Origin of the sequence: Pedobacter nutrimenti, from assembly GCF_003208655.1 — a bacterium.
Lineage (GTDB): Bacteria > Bacteroidota > Bacteroidia > Sphingobacteriales > Sphingobacteriaceae > Pedobacter > Pedobacter nutrimenti.
Window position 1 is genome coordinate 13,293 of the sequence record NZ_QKLU01000005.1, and the last position, 17,436, is coordinate 30,728.

The following is a 17,436-nucleotide window of genomic DNA, read 5'->3' on the forward strand; positions in this document are numbered from 1 at the left end:
TGAGCTGTTGAAAACAATAACTGACCCCATAAATTTTTATAAACCTGTACAGCCCTTAAACAAAAAGGCGCATGGGGTTCAATACGTTGAATTTTTACCTGATGGTAAACTCCGGACCTTTATCCATTGCTATTGGCAGCTCAGCACAACAAGGCCGCTTGCCGATCCTTTTAATTATCAGGTTGTAGCAGATGGCTGTATTGACATTTATTTTAATCTGGGGCTTCCTGAAGAAAATCTTATTACCGGTTTTTGCACAGGATTCACAGAATTTCCCCTGTATCATTCGTTCAATTATATTGGAATCCGGTTTCTGCCGGGCATGTTTCCACTGGTTTTTAATATAAATGCTTTGGAACTGAGTGGAAGAACAGAGGAATTAAATGCTGTTCTACCGGACCTTTCAGATTTCATAAAAAACAGTTTTGACCTGTCACAGAAAAGAAGTGAAATTGGTTTAACCCTTGACCGGTTTTTTTTAACAAAGTTCTTGTCCATAGATAAAGATCCTGATCCAAGGATTTTCCGGGCGATAAACTATATTCAAAAAACTGCTGGTCTGCTTAATATAGAAAAAGACTTAAATACTGGAATCAGTTCCAGGCAACTGCGGAGACTTTTTGAGTTTTACATAGGTGATACCGCAAAGGCATTTAGCCAGATTATCCGTTTTCAACGTGTACTTAAGGCCAAACCGAGCCTTCAAAGTTTAAAAGAGAATAAGTTGTTTTTAGATGCTGGCTATTATGATCAGGCTCATTTCATTAAGGAATTTAAAAAGCTATACGGGTGCACTCCCGGGAAAGTCTTTGAATCTTAAATTTGTCCGATTTTTACAATCCATGGTTTAAATGAACAAGTAATTTTGATCTTAAATCAGCTTAAGATGCGTAGGTCAATAACTCTCATTATATTAATTTTTTTATGGGTTGCAAATTATGCCCAACAGCGTTTAAGCTTTAAACCCTACAACAACATGAAATTAAATGCAGGCATCATTACCGACAAACTTACTGAAAGTAAAAAATTTTACACTGAAATTCTGAATTTTGGAGTACGCTTTGAAAATGAGTTTTATCTATTGCTCCATACGCCGGATGGACAAAGTGAAATTAGTTTTTTGCTGCCAGATCACCCTTCGCAACAGCGCTTGTTTCATAAACCCTTTCAGGGACAGGGGGTGTACCTAACCATTGAGACGGAGAATGTGGACGAGCTTTACCACAGGTTGAAAAAGAAAAATGTGCCTATAAAAATTGAGCTTCGGAATGAGCCCTGGGGGGACAGGCATTTTGCGATTGAGGATCCCAATGGTGTGGCTATCGATCTTGTACAATATACAAAGCGGGATGAATGACATGAGGCAATTTTGTCACATATAGCCTCTGTTATTGTCTTGATCAGCCATCTTTTTAATAAGTGTTTTGTTTTAAATTTGTTTAAGCCCTCAATTGAGTCCATCCGGTTTCCAGTACTGGAAAAAGGAAGTATTGAAAGTAAATAAGCCACTTTAAAAATTTCGTATGGAAAAAATATCAGCCGAAGATATACGTTATCCCGATCTTGCAGGAAAGCGCTTCAATAAACGTTTTAGTGGGAAACCTGAATACATCCAACTGGTACATTCCACTGAAGAGGTAATGCAAGCTGTTCAGGAAGCAGTAAGCACAAAACGGAGGCTGGTCGTCAGGAGCGGTGGTCATTGTCTGGAAGGATTTGTATCGGACCCCGCGGTTCAGGTGCTTATTGATATGTCCCTGATGACCTGCATTGATTATGACACCGAAAGATCGGCGTTTGTTGTTGAAGCTGGTGCAACTGTAGGGGAGATGTACCGCAGGTTGTTTTTAGGATGGGGAGTCGTGCTTCCGGCAGGTGAACATCCGGGTATAGGCATTGGCGGACATATACTTGGCGGAGCATTTGGTTTTCTTTGCCGGGAATATGGTCTGGCAGCTGATTATCTGTATGCGATAGAACTGGTGGGGGTAAATGCATCAGGTGAGGTTTACAAAGTGTTTGCAACACGGGAGGAAAATGATCCCAATCGAGAACTTTGGTGGGCACATACGGGAGCGGGTGGGGGCAATTTCGGTATCGTAACCCGTTACTGGCTGCGATCTGCCGATGCTACCGGAAACGAGCCTTCTGCTGCACTTCCGAAAGCGCCCGCATCCATCAGGATTTTTAGAGTGACCTGGGAGTGGAAGGACCTTAACGAAAAGTCATTTTCCAGCCTGTTGCGAAATTTTGGGGAATGGGCCCTGGAAAACAGTAGTCCTGAATCTCCTTACAGGCAATTATTCAGTCTGCTGTTCCTGAATCACCATAATATAGGTAAAATTGAAATGAAAGGAATTTGTACAGCCGGTGCTCAAGCTGAGCAGCTTATTACTGAGCACCTCGCTGCTATTGCAGATCCGATTGGCCTTTCTTACACCAAACAAATAGAGGAAAGTTCCTGGCTTCGTTTTTCGCTGAACCCATTTCCGGAAGTGTTTCAGCCAGGTTTCGATCAAGTACAGGCAAAAATTAAAGATGCCTTGTTCAGAAAGCCTTTTACAGATGATCAAATCAGAACGGCTTATAAATACCTGACTATGGATAAAAATATAGGAGGGATGCTGGGACTGGCAACTTATGGAGGCAAAATAAATACGGTATCGTCCGATGCGACAGCGTCAGTCCAACGGGATAGCATTCTTGATGTTGCCTGTAATACCGGCTGGATTGATCCCGGTGGAGAAAAACAAAGCCTGGATTGGGTCCGGGAATTTTACGCTGAATTGTTTGCCGGTTCAGGAGGGGTGCCCGTTCCCAATGAACAAACTGATGGCAGTATGATCAACCACCCGGACACAGATCTGGCCGATCCTCAATGGAACAAATCAGGAATTCCCTGGCACAGCTTTTATTATAAGGAAAACTATCCCCGTTTACAACGAGTCAAGAGTATTTGGGATCCTTTAAATATATTTTATCATGCTTTATCCATTCAAGGCCACTTATAGTTTTTGGACCATTTGAGGTGTTTCAGATTTTTTCTCCTTTATTCCTATGATGATTAACCAAAGGCAGATTCCGATCTCGCCCAGGGCAGCTGGTAAGTTGATATAATCAGAGAGAGCTGTTTGACCATAGGCAGGAAAAAAAAGCTGCCTGTAAAATCTGTCAAATAACCAAAGCACCCGGCCATTAACAGAATACCCAGAATTTTTGGTAAAAAACCGGATTTAAAAACCAGATAACCAAATGGGAATAACCAAAGTCCCCAGAATATCTGATTAACTAAATTCCCCTGGTGGTATAAGTTAAGATAAAAACGCATTTGGACCTGTAGCTGCTCCATCGGCAAAGCATGTCCATCTGCAATAGAAAGGACAGCGAATTTATTTAGCAGGTTAGCAAATGAAAGTGGTACCTGGACGACAACGAAAACAACCATAAGTCTTGCCCAGGTTTCATGGACAGGTTTAAATAACTGGTACAGGATAACGGGTAAAATCAGAAAGAAAACCCAGCAAATGAGTTCAGCTGCAATGCCAACCCGAAAAAGTCGTTCATGATTTATAAAGTTATGAACAACTGCAGATGGATCGCCCTTAAATTTAAATTGAGAAGGAATATACCATAAATATAAAAAGCCCGAGAGCACAACTATGAAGTAAATTGCTCCGGCTGTTCTTGCTGTATTTTTTCTTCTGTCCATTTTTAAGAATCCTGGTTGTCTTCCCAAAAATAACAGATACGTAATTTACTGCACTTAACATTTGTTAGGAAATAATTCCCTTCTGATTCTGCTGAGACTTTCTGGTTTAATACCTAAATAGGATGAAATGTATTTAAGCGGTACATGCTTGACCAGATTAGGCTTTTCCTTAATCAGTTTCAGATAACGTTGTTCAGCGTTAAGGGTAACCAGAGGTCATTCATCCGCAGTTTATCTTCTTCCTGTATTTTTTGAAATAATCTTATGGTATAATCTTTTTGGGTGATACTGGTTTGAGCAGAAGCCCGAGCATCAGTTGCAGTAATTCTAAGTAATTCGCAATCTGTTATACAGTGAATGCTTTCATTGGAAACAGTTTGATTCATAAAATGATAATAGGAGGTAAAAAATCTTGGCCCGTCATTTAAATCCACGGTTACTTCTTCTCCTTTATCATCAATATAAAAATTCCGCATAAAACCAGACACAATAAAGTTATGGTATACAGGTATTTTTCCGGCTGGTTCAAGTATCGTGTCTTTAGGCACATGCAGGGGTTGAAAAAAATGGCGGCACTGGTTTTTATCACTTTCCGGCATGGTTATGATTTGTTCTATATATTGAAAAAGAGTTTGATAATAATGATTCATCTTTTATTTTCAGCTGGTGTCCAATCCGTTAAGCTTACGGAAGAATAAAGTTAAGCTGAACAAGGACTAAAACAATAATAAATATTAGTTTTAAAAAATAACAGAAGGGCCCGTGCCAGGTTGTATGTTATGTTTATTTAACCAATAAATGGCACCCTAAATTTTTTTAAATCCGTATAACAAGTAAATGAACAGATTCATTTTAATTTTAACGTTTTTATTCTGTTTTGTATATGTAAATGGACAAGACAAGCAAGTGGACAGATCAAAGATCAAAGAAGATCTTGAAGAAGTCCTGAACGACCTGTCCCGTAGTTATGTTTATCTCCAACAAAAAAAAGTTAATTTGGATTGTATCAGGGAGTATTATGGAAATCAAATTCAAAATATAAAAACTGAAGAAGAAACTGTCTTGTTTTTTGAGTACTTACTGGATGAATTTTACGATAGTCATTTGATTTTAAATACAAACAGAAAATCTTCATACCGTCTTTTTTCACCCATTTATACCACTTTTCAAAATGGAAAAGCCTTTATTACAAATAGCTGGCAAATTCAGACTGAAAATTTTGGAGGCAACCTGATCGGAGCAGAAATTATTAAGATTAACGGAATTGATTTTAAGGATGCGATAGCAGAATTTCCTACACATTGCAACGACAAAACATTACCAAAAGTAAGGGAGTGGATTGCCAATAAGCTTTTAGCAGGCAGGTATAATCAGCCAAGGATGCTAACCCTAAGGTTAAACGATCAGCGTTTAATTGAATTTGACCTCGATAAGATCAGGTATAAAAACGATTCAGGATTGTTGAGCAGTAAAAGAAAAGATAACATAGGGATCATTTGTATTAATAATTCTTTAGGTAATAACGATCTTATTGAAGCTTTTGACAAAGTTTTGGATAGTTTGGCAGATACGAAGGCTTTAATTATTGATTTAAGAAATACCGCTGACGGAGGAAATTCTTATGTGGCCAGGGGAATAATGAGCCGGTTTATTACTGAACCCAGACCTTATCAAAAACATAAGACGACAGAAAAGTATGGCAATCACCCGGCTGTGGAAAGAACTTGGGTGGAATATGTAAGCCCAAGGGCTAGACAATATAATAAGCCGGTTTTTATTTTGGTTGGCCGCTGGACGGGAAGTATGGGAGAGGGGCTTGCTATAGGGTTTGAAGGAATGGGGAGAGCAGAAATTGTAGGAACGGAGATGGAACGTCTTGCCGGTGAAATGAGCGGGTTTTCTTTGAAGCACCAAAATTTTGGATACAGACTGTCAACGGCCAGTTTATTCCATATTAACGGAATACCAAGAGAAGAATATGTGCCCAAAAATTATGTGAAACAAAGGACAAGCGAGAAAGATGAAACGCTTTTATATGCGTTTGAACTAATAAGTAAAATAACTGTTCACCGTTAATTTACAGACCTCACTTTGTTCTGTACCCGTTGCTGAAAAAAATGAAGGATCATTGTTGAAATTTGTTGCTAGATTTAATCGTGGTATCAGCTATATTGCAACCCGGTAAATGATAGAGCATTTTATTCTTAAATATTATTTGACTTGTAATCCATATGCGTCAACTATCGATTTTCATTATTCTTATGGGCTTCGCACAGGTCGCCTTCGCGCAATTTTCCAATACAAACTGGGCACCAGGAGCTTATTATGATGCAAAAGGTATCAAATATTCCGGACTGCTGACCTGGACAGCACCTGACCGGAATACAGCAGATGATCAGGAAAGTGTTATTTACTTTAAATCTGGTAAACAGTCAGATGAAATCAAAATTCCCAGCCGGGTAATGACCAGTTTTGTGATTAACAGGGACAATTTTGGTAATATTGACAGTTTTATTGTATCTAAAAATCCATTGTTCAACCGCAAACCCATCATAGAAGTACTTGTTTCCCGAAATCCCGTAAAACTTTACAGAAGCATCTCTTTTGTCATGAGTAAAGCCGTCAGATGGTCTGATGGCAGGGTCAGCCCAAGTTCCAGGGTATTGAAGTTTGATTATTACTTTGGACCGGATGATCAGCAGCTTACCCTCCTGGATGACCACAACTTTCAGGAGATCATGCAGGTCATTCTCTCTGATAATGCAGATGCAATAACATGGATCAGGAATAAGGATATGGAATTTAAAGACATCGACACAGTTTTACATGCTTATAAACATAACGGCCTGCCGCCTGTTTCAGCACCAGCTCCTTTGAAAAATTCTGTGCATTGAACCTCAAGTGAATAGAAACATCCGACATTTTTTTCGTTTGAAGATGTAGTATTTTATGCTTGCTTTAACCATAATCTGCTTGTTTGGAGAGCTGGATAACTTTTAAATAAAGAATTATATTTGGTCATGTCGGATGTTGTACAATAACTTCGCCAGATCGAGAAAACAATTATAGAAAACCATGTTATGATTTTGAATACTTCAAAAACTGAAAATTGGATCGGCAATTTATTTAAAAGAGATTTTATCAATGAAGAATATTGCGATGAAGAATTTGTAGATGAATATTTAGATCAACGGGATTCTGATCCATTTGATTTAAAATGGACGGAGGCAAACAAATATTTAGAAATATATATTGATCAAAATTTATCCGTGAAGGAAATTGAAGAAATAGAAAAAATAAAAGAGAAATGGAGAGTGTTATTTTTTCAAAAAGTTATAAAAATAACTCAGCACCCAGACCTGGCTGCATATGTTTCAGAAGATATCGACCTTATTATCGGATATATGCTGACAGGTGAAAAAAATAGTTTTATAGAGGGTATGATTCAGTCATTTGAAAATGGCGAGCTACCTGGTTAATGCTTAAAACAACCGGATACGTACAGGATGTTTTTGCCTGATCAAGATAACATTACAAATGATGCCGTATTTTAGATACTTTCATCCTGTTGGAATTTGTACTCAGAGCGGGAATCGAACCCGCACGACTTTTAAGGTCACAGGATTTTAAGTCCTGCGTGTCTACCAGTTCCACCATCTGAGCAGGTGAGTATCTTTTTAAAATTAAAAGCCTCCACTGGTGAAGGCTTTAGAGCGAAAGACGAGATTCGAACTCGCGACCCCGACCTTGGCAAGGTCGTGCTCTACCAACTGAGCTACTTTCGCATTGATTATGTCACGAAGATAGGGATACTTTTCGTTTTTTCTACACCTGTTTTTAAGTTTTAGCTAAATTGGCTGACGCTCAGCTCATAAAAATTCAATCTGTTTTTAACAAACTTCCCAAAAAAAGAGTTATTCCGGTTTTTTGTAGAAAATGTACGTTTAAAACCGTTTAGTTATGGAATTTCAAACTGCCCTAAATAAAATGAATTAAAAAAATCTTAGTTATATTAGTACATCCGAGAACAAGCGCGCTTATGGTTGAAATTTTTAACGACATCAGAAAATTGTACCGTTTTGTGGGGCCCTGTCCTGAACTGACAGCGCATATTGAATTTTATTCTGAAACTTCAATTGCTGCAACCAGTCAGTATGTCAATAGCGAAAATTTTAGCGTTAAACTTTTTCCAAGTTATACACCAACCATATGGATCAATCTGGGAAGCCATTATGAACTAAAAAATGGTTCCCGGAAATACAGCATCAATCAAAAAACAGATGTATTGCTACTTAGAAATCAAATTGTTGAAAGAACAAATCTGCCATCAGATAATATATTTACAGTTAAATTTAATCCGGGGGGATTTGAAGCTGTTTTTGGCTTTAGTCAGGATAAGATAGGAGCTGAGGTAATCAATTTAGAAGAATTGATTAAAGCCCCTCTATTGAGCTGTTTGAAATCAGCAGGCTCTTTTGAAGACCGGATAAGACTTCTTCAGGATTTTTTTCTTCATAAATTGAAACAACAAAAGGAGCGGCCACATTTGAATTTTATAAAAAAGCTTCATCATGTTTTGGAGAATGGTACAGGAAGTTTAAATAATTGTTCACTTGCAGCAGATCTGAATGTCGGAGATAAAACATTTTACAGATATTTTAATGTAGCTATAGGAACCAATCCAAAAACTTATTTTTCAATTTTCCGGACAAGAAGAGCCCTTACTGATTATGTGGCTAACCCTAAGGGGTTTTCAGTCTATACATACGGCTATTATGACAACAGTCATTTTTACAAAGATGTTTTTAAGTTTACCGGACAAAAACTGTCCGCTTTTAAATTATAGATTGTCCATTTTTTACTTTTTTGGACTGTAAGTTCTTTCTTTTTTTGTGAAAACAATAAAAATGAAATTCTCAGTAGTATTATTAGCCTTCCTGTTTTGCATAATCAAAGTCCATGCCCAACAATACGTGCCCCAAATTGAATCCGGGCCCTCTATGATTAAATATGACCCTCGCCTTATAGTGAAATCTGGTTATCTGGTCGTTCCAGAAAACAGGCAGCAGGCTAAGGGAAGAAAAATTAAAATTCCTTTTGTGTTTTTAAGAAAAGAAGAATCAGATGAAAAAAAAAGTATCTCCCTTTTTACCACAGGTGGACCAGGTTATAGTACCATTAGTAACATCGACAGTATTGGTTACGATTCCGGATTTTTAAAATATGGGGGATTTATTGTTTTTGACCAACGCGGAACCAAAAGGTCAAGCGTCTGTCTGGATTGTCCGGAAGTTGACACTGCGATTAAAGATAGTTACAGAAAGCACTTGCCCAAAAAACAACTGGTTTTGGAAGCAGTGGAGAAATGCCGGAAAAAATTTACAGACCAGGGCGTCAATCTTTCTGCTTACAATACCATTGAAAGTGCGGAAGACATTAATGATCTTCGCCTGGCTTTAAATCTGGATCCTTTAACACTTATAGGGATGTCTTATAGTGGTGGGCTCATGTTGACAGTAGCCAGGAACCATCCTGAAGGCGTCCGGTCTTTGATTTTAAATTCCCCTCTTCCCGGTTTTGTCAATTATGAAGAACATGCTTTGTTCAATATCAACGAAGCGCTTAATCAGGTTTTTGATAATTGTGAATCGGATTCTTTAAATAATCCGATTTACAAGGATTTAAGAGATCGATTTCGCTCGTATTTTACATCCATAACCCATAAAGAATACTGGCTTTCTTATCTTGAAAAAGGGACAAAAGACAGTATTAAGGTGAAGTATGGGAAGTCTGAATTGTTAGAGGTGATTATCGATCGCATGAACACCGGGCAAGTCAAAACCGTCCCATCGGTAATCAATGATTTGATTGGTGGAAAACATAACGCCTATATAAGAGAAATTCTGGACGGTTATTTTTCCGGTGATCGTAAATTATCCCGGGGCATGCGTTACTCGGTCTATTGTTCCGAACAAATTGCGTATTCAGATGTAAATGTCATCAAAAAACAGGACAATGCGCTTCCATGGCTTGCTGGTTATATTTTTAATAATGTTGACCATGAGATTTGCAAGTGCTGGGAGGTTGATCCCGAGCCCGCTGAGGTTAAAGATCAGGTTTATTCGGCAATCCCTGCACTGATCTCTGCTGGAGATATAGATCCTTGGTGCAGGCCATTTTATAACCAACAGATAAAAAGATTTATGCCGAACAGTCAACTGCTCGTTTTTCATAACAGAGGACACTTGTCTGGTTTTCGGTTAAAGGAAGTTGATTTTTTACAGCAATTTATGGAAAACCCATATCATAAACTCATATCGACTTCTAAAGAAGTGAGGGTGGAATAGAAGAAAGGATAAAGCATAAAAAAGCTTATAAACTGTTAATCTCTTTTTATTTGGGAAACAATTTAATAGTTTTAAGTAAAAGATTGATGCGATATGAAAACTTTCTACAGTACAGCATACGCCCGGCAGTTTCAGGCATTATTGGTTCTGTTTTTCCTTCTATTCAACAAGGTGGCCCTGGGCCAGTCTGAAAAGAATAAGCTCGATGTCTTCTTAAAAGGCATGATGAATTATTATGGGATACCAGGTATGCAGGTGGCAGTGATTAAGCAAGGGAAACTTGTATATCTCTCCGCTTATGGATTGGCCAATGTACCGTTTTCCGTACCTGTTACTACCAAAACACTGTTCCCGATTAATTCAGCAACCAAATGTTTTACGGGGACAGCTATTATGCAGTTGGTGGAAGCCGGCAAAATTAAACTGGATGATGCTGCAGAAAAATATTTGAAAGATCTCCCTGAAGCTTGGCAAAAAGTAACCGTAAGGCAGCTGCTTACACATACTTCCGGACTTCCTGATATTGTAAACGGGGACACTGGGAAGATGATTGCAGAAGGAGAAGACAGTATTGCATTGGTTCAGGTTAAAAAGCTGCCACTACGTTTTCTGCCAGGTGAAAAGTCGGAATACAACCAAACAAATTATGTATTACTGGGTCAGATGGTCGAGCGTATTTCGGGCAAGTCATTCACTGTTTTTATAGAGCAGGGACAGTTTGTTCCGGCCAGGTTGGAACAAAGCCGTTTCGGCGATTCCCATGATGTGATACCGAACCTATCCGAGGCTTATTCTTATAAATACAATAGGAACGGTCTATGGAGGAGAAGCTCCGAATTAAAACGTGTATTTGAGGAGTTTGCGCTGATCACCAGGCCGGCTGCAGGGATCAACAGCACAGCAGGGGATATAGCGAAGTGGATGATGGCCTTGCTCGACGGAAAATTTATCAATAAAACCTCACGCGATATCATGTGGACTCCTGCTGCTCACAACGATGGTTCTTTGGCTCCCAGAGCACTTGGTTGGTCCGTAAGCAGTAAGGGACAACATGCTGCCGTGTCAGGAAGCGGAGGCATGCGTTCCGCATTTTCTTATTATCCTGCTGAAGAACTCGGCGTTATTATTCTTACCAATCTGCGCGGCGCAAATCCGGAAAAATTTATTGAACAGGTGGCTGGCTTTTACATTCCCATCTTGCATCCCTATACAGGGAACGGATTACAGCCTGCGGCAAAAGCAATGCATCAGCAATTGCTCAAAGAGGGCTTTGCAAAAATAACAAATGTGTATGCCGGTTTCCGTCAAAAAGATGCAGAATTTAAACTTCCCGAATATGCTGTAAATGATTGGGGATATATGCTGTTGTATACGGGTCATACAAGTGAAGCCGTTGAAGTACTGAAATTTAATGTTCAGCTTTATGCTGGCTCGGCTAATGTATACGACAGTTTAGGAGAAGCTTATGCTACGGCAGGAAATAAAAAAAAGGCCATTGAGAACTATAACCGTTGCCTTAAGCTTCAACCTGAAAATGAACATGCAAAAAGACAGCTACAGATACTAAAAGGCCGGTAACAGACGAGATGGCTGTATAGAGAAAAAGCCTGCTAATGTAGCAAGCTTTTTAGAATTGGAATCACTTCTGTTTTAAGTCATTCTCTTTGTACTCAGAGCGGGAATCGAACCCGCACGACTTTTAAGGTCACAGGATTTTAAGTCCTGCGTGTCTACCAGTTCCACCATCTGAGCAGGTGATAAACCTTTTAAAATTAAAAGCCTTCATTAAAGAAGGCTTTAGAGCGAAAGACGAGATTCGAACTCGCGACCCCGACCTTGGCAAGGTCGTGCTCTACCAACTGAGCTACTTTCGCATTTTATTGCATCCTCCGATGCTTTTCCATTCTTCAAAATCACTTGTTTTAAAGTGCGTTTCTCCGTTTGGGTTTGCAAATATAGTCACAATTATATTTCTTGCAAGATATTTTTTAACAAAATTTTAATCTTTATGTTAAGTTGTTGTCCTTCAGTACCTCCATGATCAGATTATTTTCAAAGCCCCTGCCAAGTAAATGAGTGATCAGTTTATATTTCCTTTTGTATGGATCATTTTCCTTAATCAGGGCATCCTTTTTTCTGGCACAGTTAAGTATAGCTTTCAGGTAGTCGTCGTAATCGATAGACAGCAGGGCTTTTGCAATCATTTTCTCAGGTACCTGTTTTAGTTTCAGTCCCTGTCTGATTTTAATTTTGCCCCATTTGTTGATGTTAAATTTTCCGGAAACATAGGCTTTTGAAAAACGTTCCTCATTCAAAAAATTGGTTTGAATGAGCTCCGAAATGAGTTCTTCAACTTCACCCGTTTTTAAACCCCATTCGTATAACTTATTCCGTACTTCCTGCTGGGCCCTTTCCTGGTAAGCGCAATAATGCTCGGCTTTTGCCAATGCCGCTTTTTTATCGAGGATAATTATTTTTTTTTGATTTGTTTCCAATATTGCAATATTACAAAATCTCTTTTTTTCTATAAAAATGAAGACTGATAAATTTAACGTTCTGTTTTTAGTATTCTTGTATGTAGAATTCAATAAGGCTTTTGATGATGAAACGATATTTACTTTTGTGTGTTTTTTTTCTGCTTTACCGGGGCGGATATGCAATTACTATAGAAACCATACACTATGGTAAATTTGGTAAGATAACCATTTATCATCCTGAAAAAACACCTACCTCTGTCGCTTTATTTGTTTCCGGAGACGGGGGCTGGGAACACGGGGTGCTCAATATGGCGAAAAATGTAGCCGGCCAGGGGGCATTGGTGCTTGGAATAGACGCAAAACATTACAATCAAGCCTTATCCAGATCGGCTGAAAAGTGTTATTACCCAGCTGCTGATTTTGAACAGCTCAGTTTAATGATTCAAAAGAAGTATGGGTTCAAAGTCTATTATAAACCGGTGCTTGTAGGCTACTCCTATGGGGCTACATTAGTGTATGGCATTCTTGCCCAGGCACCAGCAAATACTTTTAAAGGAGCAATAGGCATTGGATTTTGTCCTGATATAGAAATTAAAAAGCCGCTGTGTAAAGGCAATGGTTTAAGTTTACATACGTTAAAGCCAGGTGGTTCTTTTTACCTGGAAAGAATGCTTCATTTGACAGCACCTTTTATAGCATTGAACGGGGTTAAGGATAAGACTTGTCCCTTTCAGGCGACAGAAGTTTTTTTGAAAGGTATGCCTATGGCCGAACTGGTCTCCCTGTCAAAAGTAGGGCATGGATTCAAAATATCCGATGGCTGGCTGCCCCAGTTTAATGAAGCTTATCAAAAGATCCTGGCAGCATCTTCATTTAATGAAAGCAGGACAAATAAAGTCAGTTTTTCTTCGACAGATATCAAACCATTTATTCCATTGCCAGCAGATATGTCCTTAAATCTGGTGAGCAGTCCGGTTAAAAATAACCTGCCTTTAATGTTTATGATCTCGGGAGATGGGGGCTGGACAAGTTTTGATCAATCTCTGGCAGAGGCCATTTCAAAAAAAGGGATAAGCGTCATCGGCCTGGACGCTCAGAAATATTTTTGGAATGCCAAAACACCTGAAAACACGACCGTGGATATATCAAAGGCGCTGACGCATTATATGCAGGTGCTGGATAAACATAGTTTTGTACTGGCCGGTTATTCTTTTGGTGCTTCAGTAGTTCCTTTCGTGGCATCGAGGTTACCCGCTGCCTTAAAATCCCAACTTAGTGGATTACTTTCCCTGTCACCAGATGAGACCGCTGATTTTGAAATTCACATTAGTGATATGTTGAGTATTGGAAGTACAGAAGATACTTATAATGTGCTTTCAGAACTGAAGAAAATTAAAAATCTGGGACCTGTTTGTTTTTTTGGCACGGAAGAGGACGAGGATTTAAAGAAAAAATTCTCTTCACTGGGTGTAAAGGTAATTTCCCTTCCTGGTAGCCATCATTTTAACGACGATTTTCAGGGAATCGCTGAATCCCTATATAATTCTGTTAAAAAACCTTAAAATGAAGTTTTTCTGACAAACTATTTATAAAAGCCATTGTTGTTTCAGCATAAGAGGTTGCAGTAATAATGAACAACAATAAATAGATATCCATGAAAACGATTCCTAAAACAGAGCCCGTGACAGAGAGAGATCAGGAAAACCTGATAAAATCAAAAAACATAAACGAAAAAATCAAATCGAAAATAGAAACGGCAGTGCGCTCTAAAAAGATTAATCCCCGTTTACTTATTCTTTAAGTTGAATAGACGCTCTTATTTTTATATCCTCTATTTATTTCTAATGCCTAAATAGAAGTGCCTTATGTTTTTGAATTTTGCATAATTCCAGCAAATAATATAGCAATTTAGCAAAATTTGCTACATTAGCAAACATGAATACCAGTTACCGAAAGATTGTTGTTAAAATCGGTTCCAATGTACTTACACGTGAAAATGGTCTTCCGGATACCAGTCGCATAGAACATTTAGTTGAACAGCTTTCTGCTATTAAAAAGCAGGGAATAGAAGTTATTGTCGTCTCCTCAGGTGCAGTTGCCTCAGGCCGCAGCCTAATCAAAATACAGGAAAAGCAGGATGCAGTGGCTGCCCGGCAGCTGCTGGCTTCGATAGGCCAAATCAAACTGATCCATACTTATATGCAGCTTTTTGAAAAACAAGAACTGCTTTGTTCCCAGGTTTTGGTGACCAAGGAAGATTTTCGGGACCGGATGCATTATCTGAACATTAAGAACTGCCTGGAAATTCTTCTTCAGCACCACGTAATACCTGTGGTAAATGAAAATGATGTGGTGTCGGTAACCGAACTGATGTTTACCGATAACGATGAGCTTGCCGGTCTGATTGCCTCTATGCTGAATGCAGATGCTTTAATTATTCTCTCCAATGTTGATGGTATTTATAACGGAGATCCTAAATCAGAGGGATCAAAAGTCATCGAAGAAGTTGGGCGGAATGCCGGAAACATTTCTACTTTCATTACTTCCGGAAAGTCAGGATTTGGAAGGGGGGGAATGGTGACTAAACTGTCTATGGCACAAAAAGTCGCCAGACTGGGTATCCCTGTTCATATTGCAAACGGGACAAAAGCCAATATCATTACCGATGTTCTTACAGGCCGGGTTGTTCATACCCGTTTTGTGCCGGAAAAAAATACTTCAGGCAAAAAGAAATGGATTGCCCATTCTGAAAATGCGGCCACGGGAACAGTTAAACTGAATAAAGGTGCAATACAAGCCCTGATCTCGGGGAAGGCTAGCAGTCTGCTGCCTGTTGGTATTACAGCAGTAGGGTCTGACTTTCAAAAAGGTGACATTATCCGCTTAACAGATGAAAACAATACCCTTATCGGATTGGGGATCGCTGAATATGGTTCTGATAAGGCAAGGGAAAAAATCGGGGAAAAAGGACAAAGACCTTTGGTCCACTATAATTATTTTTACGCAATTCTTTAATCCAGGTTGGACCAGACAAGAGTGATTATCTATGCAAGAATACTTTAAAAACAGTTTAAAAGCAGCTCGGGGCATCTCCAGGGTTAGCCGGACAGACATAGACTTGGTTCTTTCTGCCCTTGCTGCCAAACTAAAAAATCAGACAGCTGAATTACTGGACGCGAACCAGCAAGACCTGGATCAGATGGATCCTGAGGACCCTAAATATGACCGTTTAAAACTCAGTCCGTCCAGAATAGAAGAGATAGCCAACGGTATAGCCGATATTGCCCTTCTTGCAAATCCTCTGGGCAGTGTTTTGTCACAAAAAACGATGCCAAACCAATTGCATATTTCCAAGGTACGTGTCCCTCTGGGGGTAATAGGGGTAATTTATGAAGCCCGGCCTAATGTAAGCTTAGATGTATTTGCTTTATGTTTTAAAACCGGAAATGTTTGTATTTTAAAAGGTGGAAGCGATGCCGAAAATTCAAATAAAGCCATTATTAGAATTATTCATGAAGTGCTTAGTGCCCATCATGTTGATACAGATGTAGTGACCTTGTTGCCCTCAAATCGGGAAGCTACCCAGGCCCTGCTCCAGGCCAGCGGGTATGTAGATGTTCTTATTCCCAGAGGAAGTCAGCAATTGATTAATTATGTGAGAGAAAATAGCCGGATTCCGGTAATAGAAACCGGTGCAGGTATAGTACACGCTTATTTTGATGTGCAGGGTGATGTGGATAAAGGAAAAGCAATTGTACTGAATTCAAAAACCAGGCGGGTGAGCGTATGTAATGCGCTTGATTGTCTATTGGTACATCAGGCCAGGTTAAGCGATCTAGCTGCCCTGGTGGAACCTTTGTCGGGACAGCATGTGGTGATATGTGCAGATGAAAAGGCCTTTGCCGGGCTCCAGGGGAAGTATCCGGAGCATTTGTTACAGCGGTCGGTTCCAGAAGATTATGGTACAGAGTTTCTGGATTATAAAATGGCGATTAAAACCGTTACTGATATCGATCAAGCCCTGGATTATATTGGTTTAAATAGTTCTAAACATAGCGAAACCATTATTTCAGAAAGTGCTGAAAACATAGAACGGTTTTTGAATGAAGTGGATGCTGCGGCCGTTTATGCAAATGCCTCTACAGCTTTTACGGATGGAGGACAATTTGGTTTAGGTGCTGAAATAGGAATCTCCACCCAGAAACTGCATGCAAGAGGACCTATGGGGCTTGAGGAGCTCACCAGTTATAAATGGCTGGTCAGAGGAAACGGACAAATTCGCTGATTTTTAAATAATTTGGAATTCTGGATAAAAGACTTACCTTTGTACTGTAATAATTAAAATTACAGAATGAATAACGGAAGATTTGCCATTTCCTTGCACATCCTAACCCTGCTGGATCAGAGTAATGGAGAAGTTTTGTCATCAGAATACATTGCAGGCAGCATTAATATTAATCCGGTATTGGTTAGAAAGGAGCTGATTAGCCTGAGGAACCAGGGATTGGTGTTGAGCAAAGAAGGAAAAAACGGGGGAAGCTATCTGGCAAAATCTTCTACCGAAATTACACTTGCTGAAATTTACAATTCGGTCAAACAAATTTCCTTACTTGGCCAGGCCAAAAATACACCTAATCCGAAATGTCCTGTAGGAAAGCAGATTAATAAACATTTAAACGATTTATATGTTAATACAGAAAATGTATTAATAAAAGAACTTGCAGCTCAAACCCTGGCAGATTTTAGCCGGAAGTTTAACTGATATTTTTTTAACCATAACTGTAATAAAATAAATTACACATATAAAGAACAATAAATAAAATCAAGATGACTCCGACAGGTTTAAAATGAATCATTAAACAGGCAGGGCCATGATTATTTTGAACCTCAAAGGATCCATCTT

At 39.2% G+C, this 17,436-nt stretch carries 16 protein-coding genes and 4 tRNA genes; 13 read left to right on the forward strand and 7 right to left on the reverse strand.

All coding sequences use genetic code 11. The features are described 5' to 3' along the window. The first annotated feature begins 7 nt into the window (after positions 1-7). The 3 genes from B0O44_RS14890 to B0O44_RS14900 all read left to right on the forward strand — a co-directional run bounded on the left by B0O44_RS14890 (position 8) and on the right by B0O44_RS14900 (position 3,011). The gene (locus B0O44_RS14890) at positions 8-820 is read left to right on the forward strand and encodes an AraC family transcriptional regulator (protein ID WP_245943674.1); all 813 of its coding nucleotides are present in this window, start codon (positions 8-10) and stop codon (positions 818-820) included. A 156-nt stretch (positions 821-976) separates the two neighbouring features. Continuing rightward, a complete protein-coding gene (locus B0O44_RS14895) occupies positions 977-1,357 on the forward strand; it encodes a VOC family protein (RefSeq protein WP_110832995.1) in 381 nt (126 codons plus the stop codon). A 166-nt stretch (positions 1,358-1,523) separates the two neighbouring features. After that, positions 1,524-3,011 carry an FAD-dependent oxidoreductase gene (locus tag B0O44_RS14900; protein ID WP_110832036.1) on the forward strand — a complete coding sequence of 496 codons (1,488 nt, stop codon included), beginning with the start codon at positions 1,524-1,526 and terminating at the stop codon, positions 3,009-3,011. Positions 3,012-3,064: 53 nt separating this feature from the next. Here B0O44_RS14900 and B0O44_RS14905 read toward each other — a convergent pair whose 3' ends face one another. Next, positions 3,065-3,709 carry a DUF4386 domain-containing protein gene (locus B0O44_RS14905; RefSeq protein WP_211321386.1) on the reverse strand — a complete coding sequence of 215 codons (645 nt, stop codon included), beginning with the start codon at positions 3,707-3,709 and terminating at the stop codon, positions 3,065-3,067. Between the two features lie 179 nt (positions 3,710-3,888). Continuing rightward, a complete protein-coding gene (locus B0O44_RS14910) occupies positions 3,889-4,359 on the reverse strand; it encodes a cyclic nucleotide-binding domain-containing protein (RefSeq protein ID WP_211321387.1) in 471 nt (156 codons plus the stop codon). A 187-nt stretch (positions 4,360-4,546) separates the two neighbouring features. Between B0O44_RS14910 and B0O44_RS14915 the strand changes: the two genes are divergently transcribed. The 3 genes from B0O44_RS14915 to B0O44_RS14925 all read left to right on the forward strand — a co-directional run bounded on the left by B0O44_RS14915 (position 4,547) and on the right by B0O44_RS14925 (position 7,188). Beyond that, complete coding sequence (locus B0O44_RS14915) at positions 4,547-5,785, forward strand: S41 family peptidase (RefSeq protein ID WP_110832039.1); 1,239 nt, start codon at positions 4,547-4,549, stop codon at positions 5,783-5,785. A 155-nt stretch (positions 5,786-5,940) separates the two neighbouring features. Beyond that, the gene (locus B0O44_RS14920; RefSeq protein WP_146229847.1) at positions 5,941-6,603 is read left to right on the forward strand and encodes a hypothetical protein; all 663 of its coding nucleotides are present in this window, start codon (positions 5,941-5,943) and stop codon (positions 6,601-6,603) included. A 186-nt stretch (positions 6,604-6,789) separates the two neighbouring features. Continuing rightward, complete coding sequence (locus tag B0O44_RS14925) at positions 6,790-7,188, forward strand: hypothetical protein (RefSeq protein WP_110832044.1); 399 nt, start codon at positions 6,790-6,792, stop codon at positions 7,186-7,188. Positions 7,189-7,287: 99 nt separating this feature from the next. Here the strand turns inward: B0O44_RS14925 and B0O44_RS14930 are convergent. Both B0O44_RS14930 and B0O44_RS14935 read right to left on the reverse strand, forming a co-directional pair. Beyond that, positions 7,288-7,372 (reverse strand) — tRNA-Leu (locus B0O44_RS14930). A gap of 49 nt (positions 7,373-7,421) precedes the next feature. Further along, positions 7,422-7,494, reverse strand: a tRNA-Gly gene (locus tag B0O44_RS14935). 254 nt (positions 7,495-7,748) lie between these two features. On the opposite strand from B0O44_RS14935, the gene B0O44_RS14940 reads away from it, so the two are divergent. The 3 genes from B0O44_RS14940 (at position 7,749) to B0O44_RS14950 (ending at position 11,634) form a co-directional block, all read left to right on the forward strand. After that, positions 7,749-8,555 carry a helix-turn-helix domain-containing protein gene (locus B0O44_RS14940; RefSeq protein WP_110832046.1) on the forward strand — a complete coding sequence of 269 codons (807 nt, stop codon included), beginning with the start codon at positions 7,749-7,751 and terminating at the stop codon, positions 8,553-8,555. Positions 8,556-8,616: 61 nt separating this feature from the next. Beyond that, positions 8,617-10,056: an alpha/beta fold hydrolase gene (locus B0O44_RS14945; RefSeq protein WP_110832049.1), complete on the forward strand. Its 1,440-nt coding sequence runs from the start codon at positions 8,617-8,619 to the stop codon at positions 10,054-10,056. A gap of 93 nt (positions 10,057-10,149) precedes the next feature. Next, positions 10,150-11,634 carry a serine hydrolase gene (locus B0O44_RS14950; RefSeq protein ID WP_110832051.1) on the forward strand — a complete coding sequence of 495 codons (1,485 nt, stop codon included), beginning with the start codon at positions 10,150-10,152 and terminating at the stop codon, positions 11,632-11,634. Between the two features lie 89 nt (positions 11,635-11,723). Here the strand turns inward: B0O44_RS14950 and B0O44_RS14955 are convergent. From B0O44_RS14955 to B0O44_RS14965, 3 genes are all read right to left on the reverse strand, one after another. After that, a tRNA-Leu gene (locus B0O44_RS14955) sits at positions 11,724-11,808 on the reverse strand. A 49-nt stretch (positions 11,809-11,857) separates the two neighbouring features. After that, positions 11,858-11,930, reverse strand: a tRNA-Gly gene (locus B0O44_RS14960). 132 nt (positions 11,931-12,062) lie between these two features. After that, a complete protein-coding gene (locus tag B0O44_RS14965; RefSeq protein WP_317047153.1) occupies positions 12,063-12,551 on the reverse strand; it encodes a regulatory protein RecX in 489 nt (162 codons plus the stop codon). A 104-nt stretch (positions 12,552-12,655) separates the two neighbouring features. Here B0O44_RS14965 and B0O44_RS14970 point away from each other — a divergent pair, with 104 nt between their 5' ends. The 4 genes from B0O44_RS14970 (at position 12,656) to B0O44_RS14985 (ending at position 17,295) form a co-directional block, all read left to right on the forward strand. After that, positions 12,656-14,095 carry an AcvB/VirJ family lysyl-phosphatidylglycerol hydrolase gene (locus B0O44_RS14970; RefSeq protein WP_110832054.1) on the forward strand — a complete coding sequence of 480 codons (1,440 nt, stop codon included), beginning with the start codon at positions 12,656-12,658 and terminating at the stop codon, positions 14,093-14,095. A 373-nt stretch (positions 14,096-14,468) separates the two neighbouring features. Next, positions 14,469-15,548 carry a glutamate 5-kinase gene (gene proB, locus B0O44_RS14975; protein WP_110832057.1) on the forward strand — a complete coding sequence of 360 codons (1,080 nt, stop codon included), beginning with the start codon at positions 14,469-14,471 and terminating at the stop codon, positions 15,546-15,548. Between the two features lie 31 nt (positions 15,549-15,579). Then, positions 15,580-16,818 carry a glutamate-5-semialdehyde dehydrogenase gene (locus B0O44_RS14980; RefSeq protein WP_110832059.1) on the forward strand — a complete coding sequence of 413 codons (1,239 nt, stop codon included), beginning with the start codon at positions 15,580-15,582 and terminating at the stop codon, positions 16,816-16,818. 66 nt (positions 16,819-16,884) lie between these two features. Continuing rightward, the gene (locus B0O44_RS14985) at positions 16,885-17,295 is read left to right on the forward strand and encodes an Rrf2 family transcriptional regulator (RefSeq protein WP_110832062.1); all 411 of its coding nucleotides are present in this window, start codon (positions 16,885-16,887) and stop codon (positions 17,293-17,295) included. Positions 17,296-17,436: the final 141 nt, after the last annotated feature.

Bases quoted from the DNA above. Each gene is read 5' to 3' on its own strand.
- B0O44_RS14945 (WP_110832049.1), top strand. From the start codon at position 8,617: ATGAAATTCTCAGTAGTATTATTAGCCTTCCTGTTTTGCATAATCAAA.
- B0O44_RS14985 (WP_110832062.1), top strand. From the start codon at position 16,885: ATGAATAACGGAAGATTTGCCATTTCCTTGCACATCCTAACCCTGCTG.
- B0O44_RS14980 (WP_110832059.1), top strand. From the start codon at position 15,580: ATGCAAGAATACTTTAAAAACAGTTTAAAAGCAGCTCGGGGCATCTCC.
- B0O44_RS14915 (WP_110832039.1), top strand. From the start codon at position 4,547: ATGAACAGATTCATTTTAATTTTAACGTTTTTATTCTGTTTTGTATAT.
- B0O44_RS14905 (WP_211321386.1), bottom strand. From the start codon at position 3,709: ATGGACAGAAGAAAAAATACAGCAAGAACAGCCGGAGCAATTTACTTC.
- B0O44_RS14970 (WP_110832054.1), top strand. From the start codon at position 12,656: ATGATGAAACGATATTTACTTTTGTGTGTTTTTTTTCTGCTTTACCGG.
- B0O44_RS14925 (WP_110832044.1), top strand. From the start codon at position 6,790: ATGATTTTGAATACTTCAAAAACTGAAAATTGGATCGGCAATTTATTT.
- B0O44_RS14895 (WP_110832995.1), top strand. From the start codon at position 977: ATGAAATTAAATGCAGGCATCATTACCGACAAACTTACTGAAAGTAAA.
- B0O44_RS14950 (WP_110832051.1), top strand. From the start codon at position 10,150: ATGAAAACTTTCTACAGTACAGCATACGCCCGGCAGTTTCAGGCATTA.
- B0O44_RS14920 (WP_146229847.1), top strand. From the start codon at position 5,941: ATGCGTCAACTATCGATTTTCATTATTCTTATGGGCTTCGCACAGGTC.
- proB (WP_110832057.1), top strand. From the start codon at position 14,469: ATGAATACCAGTTACCGAAAGATTGTTGTTAAAATCGGTTCCAATGTA.
- B0O44_RS14900 (WP_110832036.1), top strand. From the start codon at position 1,524: ATGGAAAAAATATCAGCCGAAGATATACGTTATCCCGATCTTGCAGGA.
- B0O44_RS14910 (WP_211321387.1), bottom strand. From the start codon at position 4,359: ATGAATCATTATTATCAAACTCTTTTTCAATATATAGAACAAATCATA.
- B0O44_RS14940 (WP_110832046.1), top strand. From the start codon at position 7,749: ATGGTTGAAATTTTTAACGACATCAGAAAATTGTACCGTTTTGTGGGG.